This is a genomic window from Neobacillus sp. Soil_C_43, from assembly GCF_057656715.1.
The window spans coordinates 155,774-173,480 of the sequence record NZ_JBDGJV010000005.1 but is presented as its reverse complement, the minus strand read 5'-3'; the positions used below and the strand labels follow the sequence as shown (position 1 = coordinate 173,480).

Below are 17,707 nucleotides of genomic sequence, written 5' to 3'. Positions count from 1 at the left end.
TCTGAAAAGGAGGATTAGAGCTAAAAAATTAATGAATTTTCTTAAAAATAATAGTATTATTTATATTTTAAGAAAGTTTATTATTAAATGGAATTGTGAGTTTTAACAAAGTGGAGAATGGGAAAATTAGACGTTTGATGATCAAGGGGAGGTTATGATATGAGTAATAACACTCATGGGAAAGAACTTCATCGCGGATTAGAAGAAAGGCATATTACGTTAATGTCTTTAGGGGCAGCTATTGGAGTTGGTTTATTTCTTGGGTCTGCAACAGCGATAAAAATGGCTGGACCTGGTATTCTGCTCGGATATGCATTTAGTGGTTTAATCATGTTTTTTATTATGAGAGCCCTTGGGGAAATGGCTATTCAAAAACCTGTTGCAGGGTCATTTAGTAAATATGCAAGAGACTATTTAGGACCACTTGCAGGGTACATAACAGGCTGGAACTATTGGTTCTTATGGGTAGTTACCTGTATGGCAGAGATTACAGCCGTTGGAATTTATATGGAATATTGGTATCCGGATGTTCCACGCTGGATTTGGGCGTTAGCAGCTCTTGTCATCATGGCTACGGTTAATTTTCTTGCAGTAAAAGCATATGGAGAACTCGAATTTTGGTTTGCATTGATTAAAATTGTTACCATTCTGGCGATGATCATTGTCGGAGCGGGGATGATTTTCTTCGGGTTAGGAAATGGCGGAATTTCAACTGGTATTCATAATTTATGGCAACATGGCGGTTTATTCCCTAATGGAATAAAGGGTGTTTTACTGTCATTACAAATGGTTATGTTTGCATACCTTGGCATTGAAATGATTGGTGTTACTGCAGGTGAGGTAAAGAATCCAGAAAAATCTCTTGCAAGGGCCATTGATTCTGTGTTCTGGCGTATTCTTATTTTTTACGTAGGGGCTTTGTTTGTTATCATGTCTATCTATCCTTGGGAAGAAATTGGAACAAAGGGAAGTCCGTTTGTACTTACATTCGAGAAAATTGGAATCCCAGGTGCAGCAGGAATTATTAACTTCGTTGTACTGACAGCTGCACTTTCATCTTGTAATAGCGGAATTTTTAGTACCGCAAGAATGTTGTTTAACCTTGCAGAGCATGGAGAAGCACCGAAGAAATTTGGTAAGGTTACGAAAAATGGTGTTCCAGGCATGGCTGTAATAGCTTCTGCTGGTGCCTTGTTAATCGGTGTTGTCTTAAATTATATCGTTCCGGCAAAAGTCTTTACATGGGTTACGAGTATTGCTACATTCGGAGCTATTTGGACGTGGGCCGTCATCCTTTTATCACAAATTCGTTACCGTAAAACGTTAAAGCCAAGTGAAATAAAAACATTAAAATATAAAGTGCCGTTATTCCCTTATACCTCTTATATTTCCTTAGCGTTTTTAGCATTTGTTATTGGTCTGATGGTATATAATCCAGATACTCGAATTGCGTTAGTCATTGGACCGCTATTTTTAGTATTCTTGGTAGTAGTTTACTATATGAAGGGATTCCATAAGAAAGAATCCCTTCAATCTTCATCGAAAAAACGTGTAAGCTAATAAGAAAGCAGTGGATTTTCTCCACTGCTTTTTGCTTTGTTATTTTTCTATGTTCCGTTCGACTGCTAACAAGTTCCGCTTGGAAGGCCAGAATGCCCATTTTCCGAGGAGCACCGTAAGTGCAGGAACTAGTAATGGACGAACAATAAATGTGTCTAACAAGACACCGATTGCTGTGATCGTGCCAAAGTGGACTAGTACTTGAATTGGCAGAGTAGTTAAAATGGCAAAAGTTCCTGCGAGAATTAGTCCCGCAGAGGTAATTACAGCACCAGATTCAGCCACCCCTTCTTTAATGGCTTGAAGCAGGGGCATTTCCTTGCTCTTTTTCCAAATACTCGAAATCATAAAGATGTTGTAATCTTCCCCTAATGCGACAATAAATACAAAGGAATAAAGAGGAATAAATCCTTGGATTGCGTCTACATCAAATAGATAATGCAAAACGACCCAACCAAGGCCAAGCGCACTGAAGTATGACAACAGAACCGTTCCGATTAAATAAAGCATGCTAGTAATTGAACGAAGATAGACTAATAATAGTAAGGCAATGATACCAATAACAATGGGGATGATAACAAATGCATCATCTGTTGTTGTTTGTCTGGTATCAAATTGTACGGCAGTTTGACCACCTATCCAAACTTTTTTAGAAGAATCAGCAATACCATCATTTTTCATGATGGATTCAATCTTCTTACGGAGGTCAGGGATATAATCCATGGCTTCATTTGAGTATGGATTAACGTCTAATTCCACATTGTAGCTAACGATATTTTGATCCTGGGCGCCTTGATTTGGATCAGAGACATGTGCCACGTATGGCAGCTTTTCTACACCAGTTTTAACTGAACTTTCTTTCCCGTCTGTTTGCAGGATGATTTGAACAGGGGCAAGTTCGCCTGGATTAAAGTGTTCTGCAATTAGGTCAAATCCCTCTCTTGATGGCATATCCTTTGGAAAAGAAGATAAGGTATCGTACGTATATTGGATCTTAGTTGAGAATAAAGCGAATACCCCTAGAAAGAGAATGGTAGCCGTCATTAGAAGCTTCGGCCTTTTAATAATGAAATCTCCAAGCTTTAATCCAAACCCTTCTTTTTTTATTTTTACTGGGATGGATTTTCCTTTTTTACGTGCCCGTTCTTCTTGCATCTCAGTTGTACGTGGGATGAGCGGGAAGAAGGAGACTCTGCCAAAAATGCTTAATAGGGCTGGAATCAAGGTTAAGCTGGCAATCATCATAATTAAAATTGATAGGCTAAAAGGTATAGCAAAACGATGGATGGCACCGTATTTTGATAACAATAACACTAACAATGAAAAGACAACGGTTAGACCACTCATCGCAATGGCTCCGGATGAACCTTTTAAGGAGCGGATCATTGCCACACGTTTATCCTTTTCTACTTCCAAATAACTTCTAAATCTTGAGATAAGGAATAAGCAATAGTCTGTTCCTGCGCCAAAGAGTAGTACCGTCATAATGGAAAGCGCTTGTGAATCGAAGACTGCCCAGCCTGCTTTACCAATTCCTCCAAGTATTGGACTTATAACCCCGTATGCAATTCCTACTCCAAGTAAAGGGATAAGAGCTAAAATAGGGGAGCGGTAAATAACAAGTAGGAGTACTAGAACGATAGCAACTGTACCAAGCAGTAAGGAAAGATCCCCTTGGCTAAATAATTCTGTTGCATCTTGTGCGATACCTGCAGGACCTGTTACCCGCAGAATTAACTTGTTTGCATCTTTTATTTTTGCTTTCGTTGGATCTGGTGAAAATATCGAAGCTGATTTATCTTTTAATTGTTTTATTCCTTCTGCAATCTTTTCCTTGTCTGCCCCCTTTTTAAAGCTTAGGGGCAAAATGAGTGTTGTTCCATCCTTAGATAACTGTTCCTTTAGTACAGGGAGTGGGAACTGATAAAAAGGAACAATTGTATCTTGGGATGAAACTGGATTTTCCGTTACATCCTTTGTATATTGCTGAATAAGTGAAAGATCATTGTCTGTAATCCCTGAAGCTCGGTACCAGGTTAGGAGCGCAGGAGTCCCTGAACTTGCTGGAAATTCCTTCTCGGCAATTTTATTTGCTTGCTCCGACCAAGTTTCCTCCGCTAAATTTGGTGCCATTTCATTCTTTTGCGAATTGGCTTGAGGAAGAGTCACGTTTAGAACAGCGGCAAGGACGAGCCAAGCCAAAAGGACAATCCATCTTCCTTTTTTACCACTGACTGCATTTCCATAATTTTTTATCCATTTTTTCTCCAATGTAGTTCACTCCAATCGAAAATTTTCCTTATCAATTGATAAGCTATAGGCAAAGAGAAAAGGCTGTTATTCAGCCTTCTATTTAACGACTAATCCCTTTTAAAAAAATTTCAACAATGAGATTGGCTTTATGCTTTATCATTGCGGTTTGTTCATTCTTTGGCAAGCTTCCAATGTTTGAGGGCTGCAGGATGGATTTAATAATGTTAAGTATTAAAAAAGCCATCTCAGTAGAAGTTGAATCAATCTCTTCTGGATTTTTTATTTCTCCATTAGAGACCCCATCATTAATCATTGTAACTATTGGCATTAGAAATCCTTTTACCCATAATTGATGAACTCGTTGCTGATCTTCAGGGCTTATTTCATGCTGCATGTCATGAAACATTTGTGACATATCCATTTCAAAATGCACCATCATGTAGGTGGTAATTTGAGTGAGTCTATCATCAAAGGCTGTAAATTGAGTTAAGATCCCATTTAAATCCTTTTCAGTGTGATGGAGTGCATGCTCGATCACTGCCACATAAAGTGTTTGTTTGTTTTTAAAGTGATGGTATAGAGCAGGTTGGGTTATGCCGCACAGGTCTGCAATTTGCCTTGTGGATACAGCGCGATACCCATATTCCATAAATAAACGCTCAGCTGTTTTGATTATGATTTGATAGGTTTCTTTAGGATTTATTTCATCATTATGCTTAAAATCTTTACCCATTTTAGACATAGGGTCCTTTCGGAATAATTTGCTTATCAGTTGATAAGTAAACTATATAGAAAAAATAGGAAAATGTAAAGTGAGTAAAAAAGATTTTTTTTTCCATACTAACAAGAAAAAAGTGGGGGTACCTTAGTGAAAAAATGGTTTTCGATTTGCATGACAATTACATTATTTTTAGGGTGCTGCAGCTATACAAAGGCACAAACTGTCCAAGGGACACCAGTCAAGCTGCATGAACAAAATACGATGTCTGTATTATGGTTTCAACAATCTGGTGAAGCTAAAGCTTTATATTATCAAGGTTATAACTTAGGAAAATTAAGATTGGATGATTATTTAGGCAAAAAGATGAAGCACAATAGCTTAAAGCCAGCGATTGTTTTGGATATCGATGAAACGATACTAGACAATAGTCCATACTTGGCTTCGTATGCTGTTTCAGGGAATGGAAACCCTTTTGATTGGAGTAGGTGGTTTAACCGTGCAGAAGCCAAACCTCTTCCCGGAGCAATTGAATTCTTGAGGTACGCAGATTCTAAAGGGATTGAGATATTTTACATATCAAACCGTTTCGAAGCACAAAAGAATGCAACGATTAAGAATTTACAAATGGTTGGTGCTCCGCAAGCAGATAGAGATCATATCCTTTTACTTCAACTAGGTGAAAAAGGGAAAGAGTCAAGACGCCAATATGTAGCCAAAACACATGACATTGTCCTATTATTTGGCGATAATTTAGGCGATTTTAATGAATTTGAAGGTTTATCCGTAACAGAAAGAATAAAGGAAACTGAGAAATACAAAGATATTTGGGGAAAGAAATTTATCGTTCTACCTAATCCAATGTACGGGGATTGGGAAGAAGCCATTTATAATTATGATTATAGGAAAACGGATGAAGAAAAAGCTAAACTAAGGATAGAAAACCTGGAGACAAGATAGCAACCGAAGGGGCTGATTTATTTGTAATGAAATCAGCCTTATTGTTTTGGGGAAATTTATCATTTAAGACCATATTTTTCGTTGGACGTACTAATAAAATAATAGTATAGTAGACTCCATGATTATAGGTAATAGGAGGACTACTATGTTTGGAATAACATTACCGCAATCATTCTACCAAATGAACACTATATTTATCTCGATCCTAATTGAGGCATTGCCGTTTGTGACGCTGGGAGTTCTAATTTCTGGTATCATTCAAATTTTTGTTACAGAAGAAATGATAGCGAGGATAATGCCGAAAAATAAAATCCTAGCTGTCATTTTTGCTTGTTTTCTGGGGATATTATTTCCATCATGCGAATGCGGGATTGTTCCCATTGTTAGTCGTTTAGTATCAAAGGGTGTACCGATTTCAGCTGGGATTGCCTTTATGTTAACTGCACCGATTATTAATCCCGTTGTATTGTTTGCGACATACATCGCATTTGGAAGTGATTGGAAAATTGCGCTTTATCGTGCTTTAGGTGCTATCATTGTTTCCATTCTAGTTGGTATTTTAATCGCCTATGGCTATAAGGATTCTCCATTTAAAGAACAATTTCATCACCATCATGTACATCGAGAGAAGAGTTTGTTAAAGAAAATATGGCAAACACTTGAGCATGCAGTAGAAGAATTTTTCTCCATGGGTAAGTATTTAATAATTGGCTCCTTAATTGCTGCAGCCGTACAAACGTATGTTAAAACAGCTACACTTGTTTCTATAGGTCAAGGCCCAGTATCATCTTCCTTCGTGATGATGACACTATCATTCATTTTATCTCTATGTTCAGAAGCGGATGCTTTTATCGCGTCCTCGTTCAGAACGACTTTTTCTACAGGATCACTATTAGCCTTTTTAGTATTTGGACCAATGATCGATATCAAAAATTTAATGATGATGTTGGCTACATTTAAAAAACGGTTGGTATTTATGATTGTGGCAGGCGTAACAATTACCGTCTTTCTATACTCTTTATTGTTTTAAGGAGTGATTATATTATGATAAGAAGTTTAATACTCATTGGATTTACTTATTTTTTATTTCATTTGCATATAACCGGAGATATTAATAAATATATTAATATGAAATATTCCTATTTATCTGCAACCGCAGGCTATGCCCTGTTGGTCTTAACGATTGTTCAAATATTTATGCAGAACAAGGATCAATCTAAAGAGCATGAGTGTGGCCATGAACATTGTGGACATAATCATGCTAAGGAAGACAAATGGTACAAAAAGCTTTTCATTTATCCTATCTTTATCTTCCCTATTATTTCGGGATTATTTTTCCCAATCGCAACGCTTGATAGTAATATTGTAAAGGCGAAAGGTTTCCACTTTCCTATTTATGATGAAGGGAAAGGGGATTCGTTCATGCAGCAACAATTCCTACGTCCTGATACCAGTGTTTATTATGGGAAAGAAGCGTACGATGCGTTAATGAAAAAAGAAAAAAAGAAATATATTAACAAAGATACAATCGTTATAAATGATCAAAATTATTTAAAAGCAATGGAGACTATCTATAATTACTCGGGGGATTTCCTAGGGAAAGAAATTGAGTTCAAGGGCTTTGTTTTTAATGATAGTGAAACGATTGAAAAAAATCAGCTGTTTGTTTTCCGATTTGGAGTCATTCACTGTATTGCAGACTCAGGTGTGTTCGGGATGCTTGTTGACATGCCAAAGGGAACCACCTTAAAAAATGATGAGTGGATCCGAGTAAAAGGAGAAGTCTCAACGATTTATTATCAACCTTTTAAAATGAATATTCCTTATTTAAAGGTTAAAGAGTGGTCAAAGACCACGGCTCCAAAAGAACAATACGTTTTTAGAGGATATTAAAAAGACACCGGATTTTCCGGTGTCTTTTTACTTGATATTGGAAAATGTAATTAGAGTATGATAACAAAGACAATTAGTTCTTCACATTCTTAAGGATGTTAATTGCAAACAGGATGATGCCTAATACCATTAGGGTTCCACCGACCGCAACGGCAGGACCAGCAGATTTTACCCCAGATACTAAGAAGGCGAGCCCAATCATCATGATGGGCAATGCGATATTGTGGAGCCAAAAGTGAACCTTTGCTAAAGTTGTTTCCGCTGCGTTAGGAAAAGCTACATAAATAAGTCCAGCAAGAGTCATGGCCGTCCATCCTAATAAATTAATATGGACGTGGACAGGAGTAAAATCAAACTTCTCAGTCATTGACATATACATGCCTAAACATACCCCAACGACAAAATAACAGACAGAAATTTTAATAAACTTTATGCCCATTTTCCTGCCTCCTTTTACCTAAAAATAGTACCTATAGTAGTAAATATGTGACAGAAATGTGAACTAGAACATTGATTTTTAGGGACAAAGGCGGTTTTTGAATAAAAAAAAAGCAACCGTGTTTTGGTTGCTCTTCCTTAGAAAAAGGATTTAATTCCTACTAATAGAAGTCCGATTAGAAACCCACATACTGCCCCGTTTACACGGATCCATTGAAGGTCTTTTCCGACATTTGTTTCCACCATTTTAATGAGAGTCTTGTCATCAAGCTTTTCTAAATTTTCTTCGACCAACTTGCCGATTTTTTCATGATTTTTATCTACAAAATTAGAAATTTGCGACTTAATCCAACCCTCAAACTGACTAACTTTTTCAGGATTTGCTTCGATTTGATTAAGACTATTTTTTAAAAGGGGAAGCAGGTATTCATCGAAAAAGGTAGGTTCTGAAACAAAATCAAGGGCCTTTTTCTGAAACTGATTTAGAAGTTCAGTTATTTGTTCTTGTGGTTCCCATTTATCAATTAGATGTGTTTTGAGATTATTTAGTTCTCCATACAACTGTTCATCATTTTTTATCGAATGCAGTTTAGTGTGAATATGACTGATTAATGATTGTCTATTTTGATTAAAAGGGTCACGGTAGCTATCAACCCCTTTTAAAATAAGGTTTTGAATAATATTACCGAGCTTTTCTTCATTAACAAGGCTGCTAAAGGATTTTAAAGCGAACTGCATAAATCCATCTGCTTTAATATTTTCAACGGCATCGACTGCCATTCCGCCAAGCCTATATTTTGTACTATCCTTTTGAGCCCATTCGTCGATTTCTTTTAGAATATAATCCAGTGTTTTTTCATCATATTTTCTGACCATCACTTGATCAATCAGAAGTGGAAGATAGTCCTTACTATCTAATTTAATTAAATGTTGCTTTATTTCTTTTTCAATCATTGGCGCTATTTTCTTACTATCGACTTTCATAATAAAATGCTGAATTAGTGTAATGAGATTTTCCTTAACCCCTTGAGAAGTAATTTCTTTTTGAAAAAGAGCAAATAATTTTTCAGTAAAAGGAATGGTCTCAATTTTACTTCGGATACTTTCTTTTGTTAACCAATCATTTTCTAGCATGGAGATTATTCCAGCAATAATTCTTTTTCTATTTTTCGGCAGAAGTGCTGTGTGTGGAATGGGAATACCTAATGGGTGCCGGAATAAAGCAGTCACTGCGAACCAGTCAGCCAAACCACCTACAAGACCCGCTTCAAACCCTCCTTGTAAAATCATACCCCATATTGAATGCTGTAATGGAAGGGTAGCTAAAAAGCCTACTCCCATCATAGCAAGAGAAATTGTTGCTAAATGCTGTGATTTATTTTTCTGCTTTTGCATACTACTTGTACCCCTTTATAAATAGTTATCTATTGCTATTATCTCAATTTACCAGAAAAAAAAGCAAAAAAAACTTCCTCTTAAACAAGATTTGTTTTAAAAGGAAGTTTTTTCATTAGGAGAAGATTCGCTCTATTAGCCAAAAAGCACCTAATAGTGTAATGATGATTGAGCCTATTTGGACTACTTTTCCATATTGCATCTTTTTTTGTATCCAAAGAAGAATCGGTAGTAGAAGTAATACGATAAATATCTGAACGGCCTCGATTCCTAAGTTAAAGTTAATTAATGCAACAGCCAGGTGGCTTTTAGGGATCGCCATTTCCTTCAGAATACTAGCAAACCCCAATCCATGAATTAACCCAAACATGAAAGTGATACTCCAGCGATGTTTAATTTCTTTTCTGAAAATGTTCTCTAATGCTACATAACAAATACTAAAAGCAATGACCGCCTCTACGAACCTAGAAGGAAGGGTAATCAAGCCAAGGACAGCCAGGCTCAGAGTAATACTGTGCGCTATGGTAAAAGAAGTTACAATGGCAGCGTATTGTTTAAAGGTTTGTTTTCTTAATAGTAAGGCTAAAAGAAATAATAGATGGTCGTAGCCAGTTAATATATGAAGCATTCCAAGTTTAAAGAATGAAAACCAGGTAGACGTATTAGACGAAGGCGTAACTGGCTTTGCTTGATCAGCTTTTTGTTGGTCCTGATGGTCAGTTTGTTGCTCTGTGGATTGCTGCTCCTGCTGTGCTTCCGTCAATAAAATGGTCCAGGTTCGTTCCTTTCCTTGTAAAATTGCTTCGCTTGTTTCACCGTTAATGGTTGCAGAGATAAGGTCAACATAGTTTGTACCAGTGTCATGAAAATAAAAACCATCATTATAAACTATTGTTTCCCCCGGAGAAAAGGCAGGGAAACTCATATAAGTTGAGAGAAATTCTTTATTTTCTTTTTTAACGATTTTCATTTGCTCAATTTTAGGGGTTTGTTCCTTGTTACCCTTATCAAGGGTAAGACCTTCAGTAATGAGTTCTTCTAAATGGTGTTTTTCCTTTTTAATTTCTGATTTTTCAAGAACCCAGTTTTTATTTTTATCAATTGTAGGCAGTAACTCTAAAATTGATAAAGTATCGATAGAGAAGATAATTTCGGTTTTTTTGTTATCGATTGTTATTTGTGAATAACTTGCACTATAGGCATGTGCAGATGTTCTCGAAGGAAAGGAGATAAAGGTAATGACTATAAAAGACAGCAATATCAAGGTTAGAGGTCTGACATTCAACCATTGACGAAAAATGTTGAAACGGAACATGTAATAAATCCCCCTAAAAATATTATATCAAAATAATTTCCCTAATTTACCAAATTAAAGCAATGAGATAATTTCTCCTTTATATAACCATATTTTACGCAGATTTGTATATATTTAATAAATTTTTTTTAAATTTCCATATAATAATTTTTAAAAAAATATATATCTTTCAGTTTGAAAATTTTGTAGAATAATAGTGAAAGTTATGCATGATAGAAGACCTATATGAAACCGTTTTCTATTCTGTATTTTCAAAATTTATAGATAAAAGGTGGTAAGTGAATGATAGTTAGTAATCGGAAGTTTAAGCGTTGGACGAGTACGTTCATGGCAGCTCTTCTATTGATCAGCACTTTTTTGCCAAGTAGTTTAATTGGCAAAGCTCATGCTGAGCAGGCTGATCATGTGGTAATCTCTCAAGTCTATGGCGGAGGAGGTAATGGTAGTGCCGTTTATACGAATGACTTTATTGAATTATACAATCCAACTGATAAGGAAGTAGCATTGGATGGTTGGTCTGTTCAGTGGGCAAGTGGAACAGGTACTACTTGGGCAGTCAATACACTGTCAGGAACAATTAAATCGCACGGCTATTATCTTATTCAAGAAGCGGCAGGAACAACTGTAAAGGATAAACCTTTACCAACACCTGATGCAACAGGTCCTTTTACCATGGGAGCTGGTTCGGGTAAAGTAGTACTAGTTAATTCTGTTACTACTGTCTCAGGACAATATCCTACAGGTGTGGTTGATTTTGTAGCTTATGGAACTGGATCAATCGGTTATGAAGGAACAGGTCCGACAAAAACACCTTCTGCAACATTAAGTGCTATCCGCATTCCTTATGCAAATACTGTACCTGCACCAGGTCTTGGTAATGCGTGGGATTCAAATGATAATGCGACGGATTTTGTGGTAGCTACTCCGACTCCAAGAAACACTGCAAGCCCAACGGAAGCTCCAATGGTTCCAGTTTTGAGCTTACAGCCAAAAGGAAACAATATTCAATTTGTTCAAGATGGAACTTCAGTTAAAGTAACAGGTCAAGCTGAGGCAGCTGAAGCTAATTCTACAATAAAAGTTTATGAAACCGCATCCAAAGGAACGGCTCTAACGACTGGAACAGCCGCAGCTAATGGATCCTTTGATATTAGTTTTACAACTGATAAAACATTAGCAAGTGTTTATGTTGCTGCGAAACAAGATGGTTTAGACGAAAGTGCAGCTATTCAAATTAATGTAGCAACAGCCAGTGCTTCTGTCGTACAAGCTAAATTAAGCTACGTAGTTGCAGAAGATGGTGTGGGTACATTAATTGGCGGTACAGGCGCAGCAGCAGCAAATGCAATCATTAATGTTTATCCAAATGACACGGCTACTGCAGCTGAAAAATTAAATACCCAAGATATTAAAGCAGGTACTTCCGGAGATTTTTCTCTAACGATTAATAACGCACCAAATACTGTATATGTAACTCAAATTACGAACTCTGCAAAAGGAATAATGTTACAGAGTGTTCCTGTTTCTATCACAAAAGCTGATACCACTGTTGTATCAAAGCTAACTGACGTTCGTTTGTCTAATTCTAATGGTCAACCAGTAAACCTAAATAAGTTCTTTACTGTTGAAGGTGTTGCTACAGTTGATAATCAAATTCTTGGAACACAAAAGCAAAATTTCTATCTTCAAGATGATACAGCTGGTATCAACATTTTTAGTTCTTCACTTGAAACTACTTTCAAAGTTGTTAAAGGTGACAAGTTACGAATTACTGGTAAAGTTTTAGTTTATAACGGTTTAACTGAATTTGAACCAACTTCTATTGAGAAAATTAGTGAAGGGAATCCAATTCCAGTTGCCAAAAATTTAACAATCCTTGATTTAAATACTTACGCAGTTGCAGAACCTGTTGAAGGAAGTCTTATAACAGTAACAGGTAAAGTTTCAGCTTCTGCTGCATCTGGTGCAAATTATAATGTTACATTTGTAGATGAAAATAACAAAGCAACTACCCTAAGGGTAATGGCTGCAACAGGAATTAAGCCTGATACAGATCTAGTAATAGGTAAAAGCTATACTGTTACAGGTGTTTTAGGGCAATTTACATCCAATGCTTCTGCAACAAGTGGATACCAAGTTTATCCACGTGATGTAAAGGATATTGCTCCAATCCTAGGTATTACACACACTGCATTAACACAAGTATACAAAGGTGCAAGTGTAGAATTCGAGGCGAATGCTGACGGAGCTGAATCAGTAACTGTGTATTACAGAGCAACTGGTGCTACTGAATATACAGCATTACAGATGGCTAAAGGCAGCGAAGGTCGTTACACTGTCACATTAGAAGCAGCTAACGTACCTCCAAACGGATTCGAATATTATATCGAAGCTAAAGCGGGAACACAAGTACAAACAGCTGGAACAAGTGCATCTCCATATCCAGTCACATTAATTGAAGATACGTTTGGACCAGCAATTACTGGGATGACACCACAAGACACTACAAAAGTAGAGAGTCCAACTCCCGAAATTTCTGCGTTGATCGATGACCCAAGCGGAGTGGATGAAACTACTGTACAAATGTGGTTAGATGATCAAGAGTTAAAAGCACCTGCTGCTTCAATTAGCAAAACACAGGTTAAATACAAGCCAGAAACTGACCTTACAATTGGTACACACAAAGTGAAGGTTTCTGCAAAAGACGTAAAGGGCAACTTAACAGAGAAAGAATGGACATTTGAAGTGGTTCCTCGTTTCACAGGTGGAAATCACTACCGTGGTACAACACACAACCACACAAACATTTCTCACGATGGTGCGGGTACTCCAGAAGATGCATTAAAAGCTGGTAAAGCGCATCATTATGATTGGTTTGCATTCTCAGATCACTCACATGATATTGACCCAGAGAAATTAGGAACTGATACTGTAGTCCGTGATGGAATGCAGGAACGTACTGGTGGATCTCAATGGCAATTAACAAAAGATCTTGCAAAGCAATATACAAACAGCGACTATGTTGTTTTCCCAGCGTTTGAAATGACTTCAACTACTTGGGGTCACTCAAATATCTTTGGAACAGACAATTTTATTGACAGAAATATTAACGGAAAACAATACCAAGATTTAAGCCAGTATTATGCATGGGTTATGACATACGATGATATTGTTGGTCAATTCAACCATCCAGACATGTCTGCGAATGCATTCAATAACTTTAAACCATACAATAAAGACGTAGATAAGTTATTCACAATGTTAGAAGTGGGTAATGGTTCAGGGCACTATGGCTATGCCAATGCTGAAACTAAGTTTTATTCAGCTCTAGACTTAGGATGGCATGTTGCTCCAACTTATGGTGAAGATAACCATGAAGGAACTTGGGGACAAGTAAATGCTCGTACAGTTATCGTTGCAGATGACCTTTCTCAAGCATCATTATTACACTCTATGCGTAATATGCGTGTGTACATGGAAGAAGATCCAAACTTCACACTTGACGTTTTAGCAAATGGTTATTATATGGGCTCAACAGTTGATAGCAAAAAACTAAACTTTAGCATTTCAGGTAGCGACTTAGTGGCAGAAGCACATAATGATAGTGACTATAACTATCTTCCAACTTCTTATAAGTCAGATGATAGAATTGCAAAAGTTGAACTAATCTCAAATAGTGGAAATGTAGTAGACTCTATTACACCGATGACAAAAGATTTCACATGGTCTCCATCTTACACAGTAACAGGCGGCCAACAATGGTTCGTGGTTAAAGTAACACAAATGGATGGCGAAAGAATCTATTCTTCTCCAATCTGGTCAAAAGAAGAGGCTGTTGACGTAAAAGTTAATAGCATTGATATTGACGGCGGTGTAATTATTGGCGGCAACCCAGCTACATTAAAAGCAACAGTTGCTAACAATGGAACTGAAGTGATTAAAAACCTTAAAGTAGACTTCTACTATGATGAGGTAAAGCAAGACAACCTAATTGGTACAAATAATATTTCTTCAATTCTAACTAAGAGCTCAGCAACAGCCTCTGCAACTTGGGCTAGCCCATTAACTGGGGATCACCAAATTATTGCTGTTGTCACCTCTTCAGACGGACTTGATATTGGTGATGTGAAATTTGTATTACCAGTAAAAATTAAAGAACCACTGGGCATTAAAGTATTAATTGATGCAAACCATGGTAACGAAAATACAAGTGGAGATAGTGGTACGTATAAGGATAACTTAAAATCCTTTACACTTATGCTTCAAAAAGAAGGGTATACAGTTGTTGAAAATAAAGTGGCCCTTACAGATGAAGTGTTAAGCACTGTTAAAGTATTAGTTTTAACACATGCAAGAACTGAACTTACAGCAGATGAAAGATTAGCGGTAACTAAGTTTGTTAACAATGGCGGCTCTGTATTAATGGCAGGTAAGAGCAATAACAGCACAGACCCTACTATTAATAATGCATTATTAGCTGATTTAGGTTCATCTATCCGTATGGGTAACGATGGCGTATTTGACTTAAGCAAGAGCGGTAACTTCTGGAGTGATCCAACTGTTAGCCCGTATGCGGTTAGATTACACCCTGGATTAGTTTCTAACTATATCACTGACCGCGTATCGTTTATCGACTACTATAGTGGTACAAGCTTATCAGGCGTAGATAATCAGCCTTTAACACAATCAGGCAAAGTTACTATCCTAGCAAAAGGTAACGAAACAACTTATCAAGGAAACATCAAAGGCGGATATACCTACGATTCTGTATCCGATGAAACTGGCGGTTCTGCTATTCCTATGATTGCGTCTGAAGAAATCGGTGAAAAAGGTCGTATCGTAGTTTCAGGTATGAACATCTTCAATGACAAACAAATGGATGAGTCATATGAGCCAAAAGGAAATGATGAGTTCTCTTTAAATGCATTAAACTGGTTAGCACATCGTGAAACAAAGGTAACTAATATTGCTGATGCACGTAAACTTGCTGAAGACACGGATGTAGTAGTAGAAGGAACAGTTACAACTGGATCTGGTGTATTCTTCGACGCATTCAACCTGCAAGATGAAACAGGCGGTATCATGGCATATCTAGAAGTTCCAGATGGTGCGTTAAAACCAGGAGATAAAGTCCGTGTGTACGGCCATATTAAGAAGTTTGATAATAACATTGAGTTAGAATTTACTAGCTTTGCAAAAGATGTTATTAAAATTGGATCAGTTGATCCTGTCCAGCCAAAACTAGTTGCTACAGGTGAAGCGACATCAGAAGCTAACCAAGGTTTCCTAGTGAAGGTAAAAGGTACTGTTGTATCTAAGTTTGACGAAAATTCTTACGTGATTAACGACGGCTCTGGTGATGTATTAGTGTTTACAGATGGTTACATTGTGAACCAAACGAACGTACCAGTACCAGCTCTTGAAAAAGGTGACACGTTAGAAGCGGTAGGATTATCTGGTGCATTTGCACAAGGTACTCGTATCCGTGTCAGAGACACAAGAGAGTTAGTTGGAACGAAAGCGGCTGATATTACAGCACCTGAAGCTCCAGTAGTAAATGGAGTAACAGATAAAGATGTAGAAGTTAAGGGTACAACTGAAGCAGGAGCAACAGTTGTAGCAAAAGTAAATGGCCAGGAAATCGGCACAGCAACAGCCGATGCAGAAGGCAAATTTACAATTACAATTGCAAAACAAGCAGCAGGAACAAAGATTGCTGTCATAGCGACAGATGCTGCAGGTAACGTAAGTACAGCAACAGAAGTAACAGTAACAGCAACAGTAGTACCTGATACTACTGCACCTGAAGCTCCAGTAGTAAATGGAGTAACAGATAAAGATGTAGAAGTTAAGGGTACAACTGAGGCAGGAGCAACAGTTGTAGCAAAAGTGAATGGCCAGGAAATCGGCACAGCAACAGCCGATGCAGAAGGCAAATTTACAATTACAATTGCAAAACAAGCAGCAGGAACAAAGATTGCTGTCACAGCACAAGATGCTGCAGGTAACGTAAGTACAGCAACAGAAGTAACAGTAACAGCAACAGTAGTACCTGATACTACAGCACCTGAAGCTCCAGTAGTAAATGGAGTAACAGATAAAGACGTAGAAGTTAAGGGTACCACTGAGGCAGGAGCAACAGTTGTAGCAAAAGTAAACGGCCAAGAAATCGGCACAGCAACAGCCGATGCAGGAGGCAAATTTACAATTACAATTGCAAAACAAGCAACAGGAACTAAGATTTCTGTAACAGCTAAAGATGCTGCTGGTAACGTAAGTACAGCAACAGAAGTAACAGTAACAGACGGAACTGCACCTGCAGTACCTGAACTACTGTATGATGTAACTCAATTCGATACCTTTGTAGCTGGTTATGCAGATCCAGGCACAAAAGTTGAAGTGAAGGTAAGCGGTAAGTTAATCGGTTCTGGATTAGCAGATGAAGACGGATATTTTGAGTTTGAAATTGCTACACAAGCCGTGGGAACAAAATTAGTTATCACAGCTACTGACGCAGCTGGAAATGTGAGTAACCAGCTAGAAGTAACTGTTATTAAAGCGGAAACTGGTTGGATAGAAGTAGAAGATAATACTTGGATCTATGTTGATCCTGCAACAGGTGAATTAGTATCAGGATGGCTTGAAGTCAATGGGAAGACATACTTCCTTGATGAAGAAGAGTATCTAATGGTAACTGGCTGGAAGGAAATTGACGGTTCATGGTATTATTTTGCTGCAAGCGGCGCAATGCAAACTGGTTGGGTTAAAGATAGTGGAAAATGGTACTTCTTAAATGCAGATGGTACGATGAAAACTGGTTGGGTTAAATCAGATAATAAGTGGTACTTCTTAGCTTCTAGCGGCGCAATGCAAACCGGTTGGGCTAAGGTTGACGGAAAGTGGTACTTCCTAAACGCAAAGGGTATCATGCAAACAGGATGGGTTTATAGTGGTAATAAGTGGTACTTCTTAAGTGGAAATGGAGCTATGCAAACAGGATGGGTTTATAGTGGTAATAAATGGTACTTCTTAAACGGAAATGGAGCTATGCAAACTGGTTGGGTTCTAGTTAATAAGAAGTGGTATTTCCTTTATAACGATGGACACATGGCTGCTAATACAACAATTGGAAAGTACAAAGTTGGTAAAGATGGAGCTTGGATTCAATAACAAGA

At 37.5% G+C, this 17,707-nt stretch carries 10 protein-coding genes; 5 read left to right on the top strand and 5 right to left on the bottom strand.

The features are described from left to right. Positions 1-159 precede the first annotated feature (159 nt). A complete protein-coding gene (alaP, locus tag AC3A54_RS09610) occupies positions 160-1,560 on the top strand; it encodes an alanine permease AlaP (RefSeq protein WP_487654280.1) in 1,401 nt (466 codons plus the stop codon). Positions 1,561-1,599: 39 nt separating this feature from the next. Here the strand turns inward: alaP and AC3A54_RS09605 are convergent, their stop codons facing one another. Then, a complete protein-coding gene (locus AC3A54_RS09605; RefSeq protein WP_487654279.1) occupies positions 1,600-3,831 on the bottom strand; it encodes an MMPL family transporter in 2,232 nt (743 codons plus the stop codon). A gap of 82 nt (positions 3,832-3,913) precedes the next feature. Further along, on the bottom strand, positions 3,914-4,555 hold the full coding sequence (locus tag AC3A54_RS09600; RefSeq protein WP_487654278.1) for a TetR/AcrR family transcriptional regulator: 642 nt from the start codon (positions 4,553-4,555) through the stop codon (positions 3,914-3,916). 150 nt (positions 4,556-4,705) lie between these two features. Between AC3A54_RS09600 and AC3A54_RS09595 the strand changes: the two genes are divergently transcribed. The 3 genes from AC3A54_RS09595 to AC3A54_RS09585 all read left to right on the top strand — a co-directional run bounded on the left by AC3A54_RS09595 (position 4,706) and on the right by AC3A54_RS09585 (position 7,384). Beyond that, positions 4,706-5,491, top strand: a complete 786-nt coding sequence (locus tag AC3A54_RS09595) for a 5'-nucleotidase, lipoprotein e(P4) family (protein WP_487654329.1) — start codon at positions 4,706-4,708, stop codon at positions 5,489-5,491. 145 nt (positions 5,492-5,636) lie between these two features. Beyond that, complete coding sequence (locus AC3A54_RS09590) at positions 5,637-6,521, top strand: permease (RefSeq protein WP_487654277.1); 885 nt, start codon at positions 5,637-5,639, stop codon at positions 6,519-6,521. Between the two features lie 14 nt (positions 6,522-6,535). Then, entirely contained in the window at positions 6,536-7,384 is an 849-nt protein-coding gene (locus AC3A54_RS09585; RefSeq protein ID WP_487654276.1) for a TIGR03943 family putative permease subunit, read from the top strand. Positions 7,385-7,457: 73 nt separating this feature from the next. Here the strand turns inward: AC3A54_RS09585 and AC3A54_RS09580 are convergent, their stop codons facing one another. The 3 genes from AC3A54_RS09580 to AC3A54_RS09570 form a co-directional block, all read right to left on the bottom strand. Then, on the bottom strand, positions 7,458-7,823 hold the full coding sequence (locus AC3A54_RS09580) for a cytochrome-c oxidase (RefSeq protein WP_487654275.1): 366 nt from the start codon (positions 7,821-7,823) through the stop codon (positions 7,458-7,460). 137 nt (positions 7,824-7,960) lie between these two features. Next, complete coding sequence (locus tag AC3A54_RS09575) at positions 7,961-9,217, bottom strand: DUF445 domain-containing protein (RefSeq protein WP_487654274.1); 1,257 nt, start codon at positions 9,215-9,217, stop codon at positions 7,961-7,963. A gap of 115 nt (positions 9,218-9,332) precedes the next feature. Next, a complete protein-coding gene (locus AC3A54_RS09570; protein ID WP_487654273.1) occupies positions 9,333-10,532 on the bottom strand; it encodes a HupE/UreJ family protein in 1,200 nt (399 codons plus the stop codon). Positions 10,533-10,814: 282 nt separating this feature from the next. Here AC3A54_RS09570 and AC3A54_RS09565 point away from each other — a divergent pair, with 282 nt between their 5' ends. Beyond that, positions 10,815-17,702 (top strand): Ig-like domain-containing protein, encoded by a 6,888-nt coding sequence (locus tag AC3A54_RS09565; RefSeq protein WP_487654272.1) that lies wholly within the window; start codon positions 10,815-10,817, stop codon positions 17,700-17,702. Positions 17,703-17,707 lie beyond the last annotated feature (5 nt).

Excerpts from the sequence above, each read along its gene's own strand:
- alaP (WP_487654280.1), top strand. The coding sequence starts at position 160 with ATGAGTAATAACACTCATGGGAAAGAACTTCATCGCGGATTAGAAGAA.
- AC3A54_RS09600 (WP_487654278.1), bottom strand. The coding sequence starts at position 4,555 with ATGTCTAAAATGGGTAAAGATTTTAAGCATAATGATGAAATAAATCCT.
- AC3A54_RS09595 (WP_487654329.1), top strand. The coding sequence starts at position 4,706 with ATGACAATTACATTATTTTTAGGGTGCTGCAGCTATACAAAGGCACAA.
- AC3A54_RS09590 (WP_487654277.1), top strand. The coding sequence starts at position 5,637 with ATGTTTGGAATAACATTACCGCAATCATTCTACCAAATGAACACTATA.
- AC3A54_RS09585 (WP_487654276.1), top strand. The coding sequence starts at position 6,536 with ATGATAAGAAGTTTAATACTCATTGGATTTACTTATTTTTTATTTCAT.
- AC3A54_RS09580 (WP_487654275.1), bottom strand. The coding sequence starts at position 7,823 with ATGGGCATAAAGTTTATTAAAATTTCTGTCTGTTATTTTGTCGTTGGG.
- AC3A54_RS09575 (WP_487654274.1), bottom strand. The coding sequence starts at position 9,217 with ATGCAAAAGCAGAAAAATAAATCACAGCATTTAGCAACAATTTCTCTT.
- AC3A54_RS09570 (WP_487654273.1), bottom strand. The coding sequence starts at position 10,532 with ATGTTCCGTTTCAACATTTTTCGTCAATGGTTGAATGTCAGACCTCTA.
- AC3A54_RS09565 (WP_487654272.1), top strand. The coding sequence starts at position 10,815 with ATGATAGTTAGTAATCGGAAGTTTAAGCGTTGGACGAGTACGTTCATG.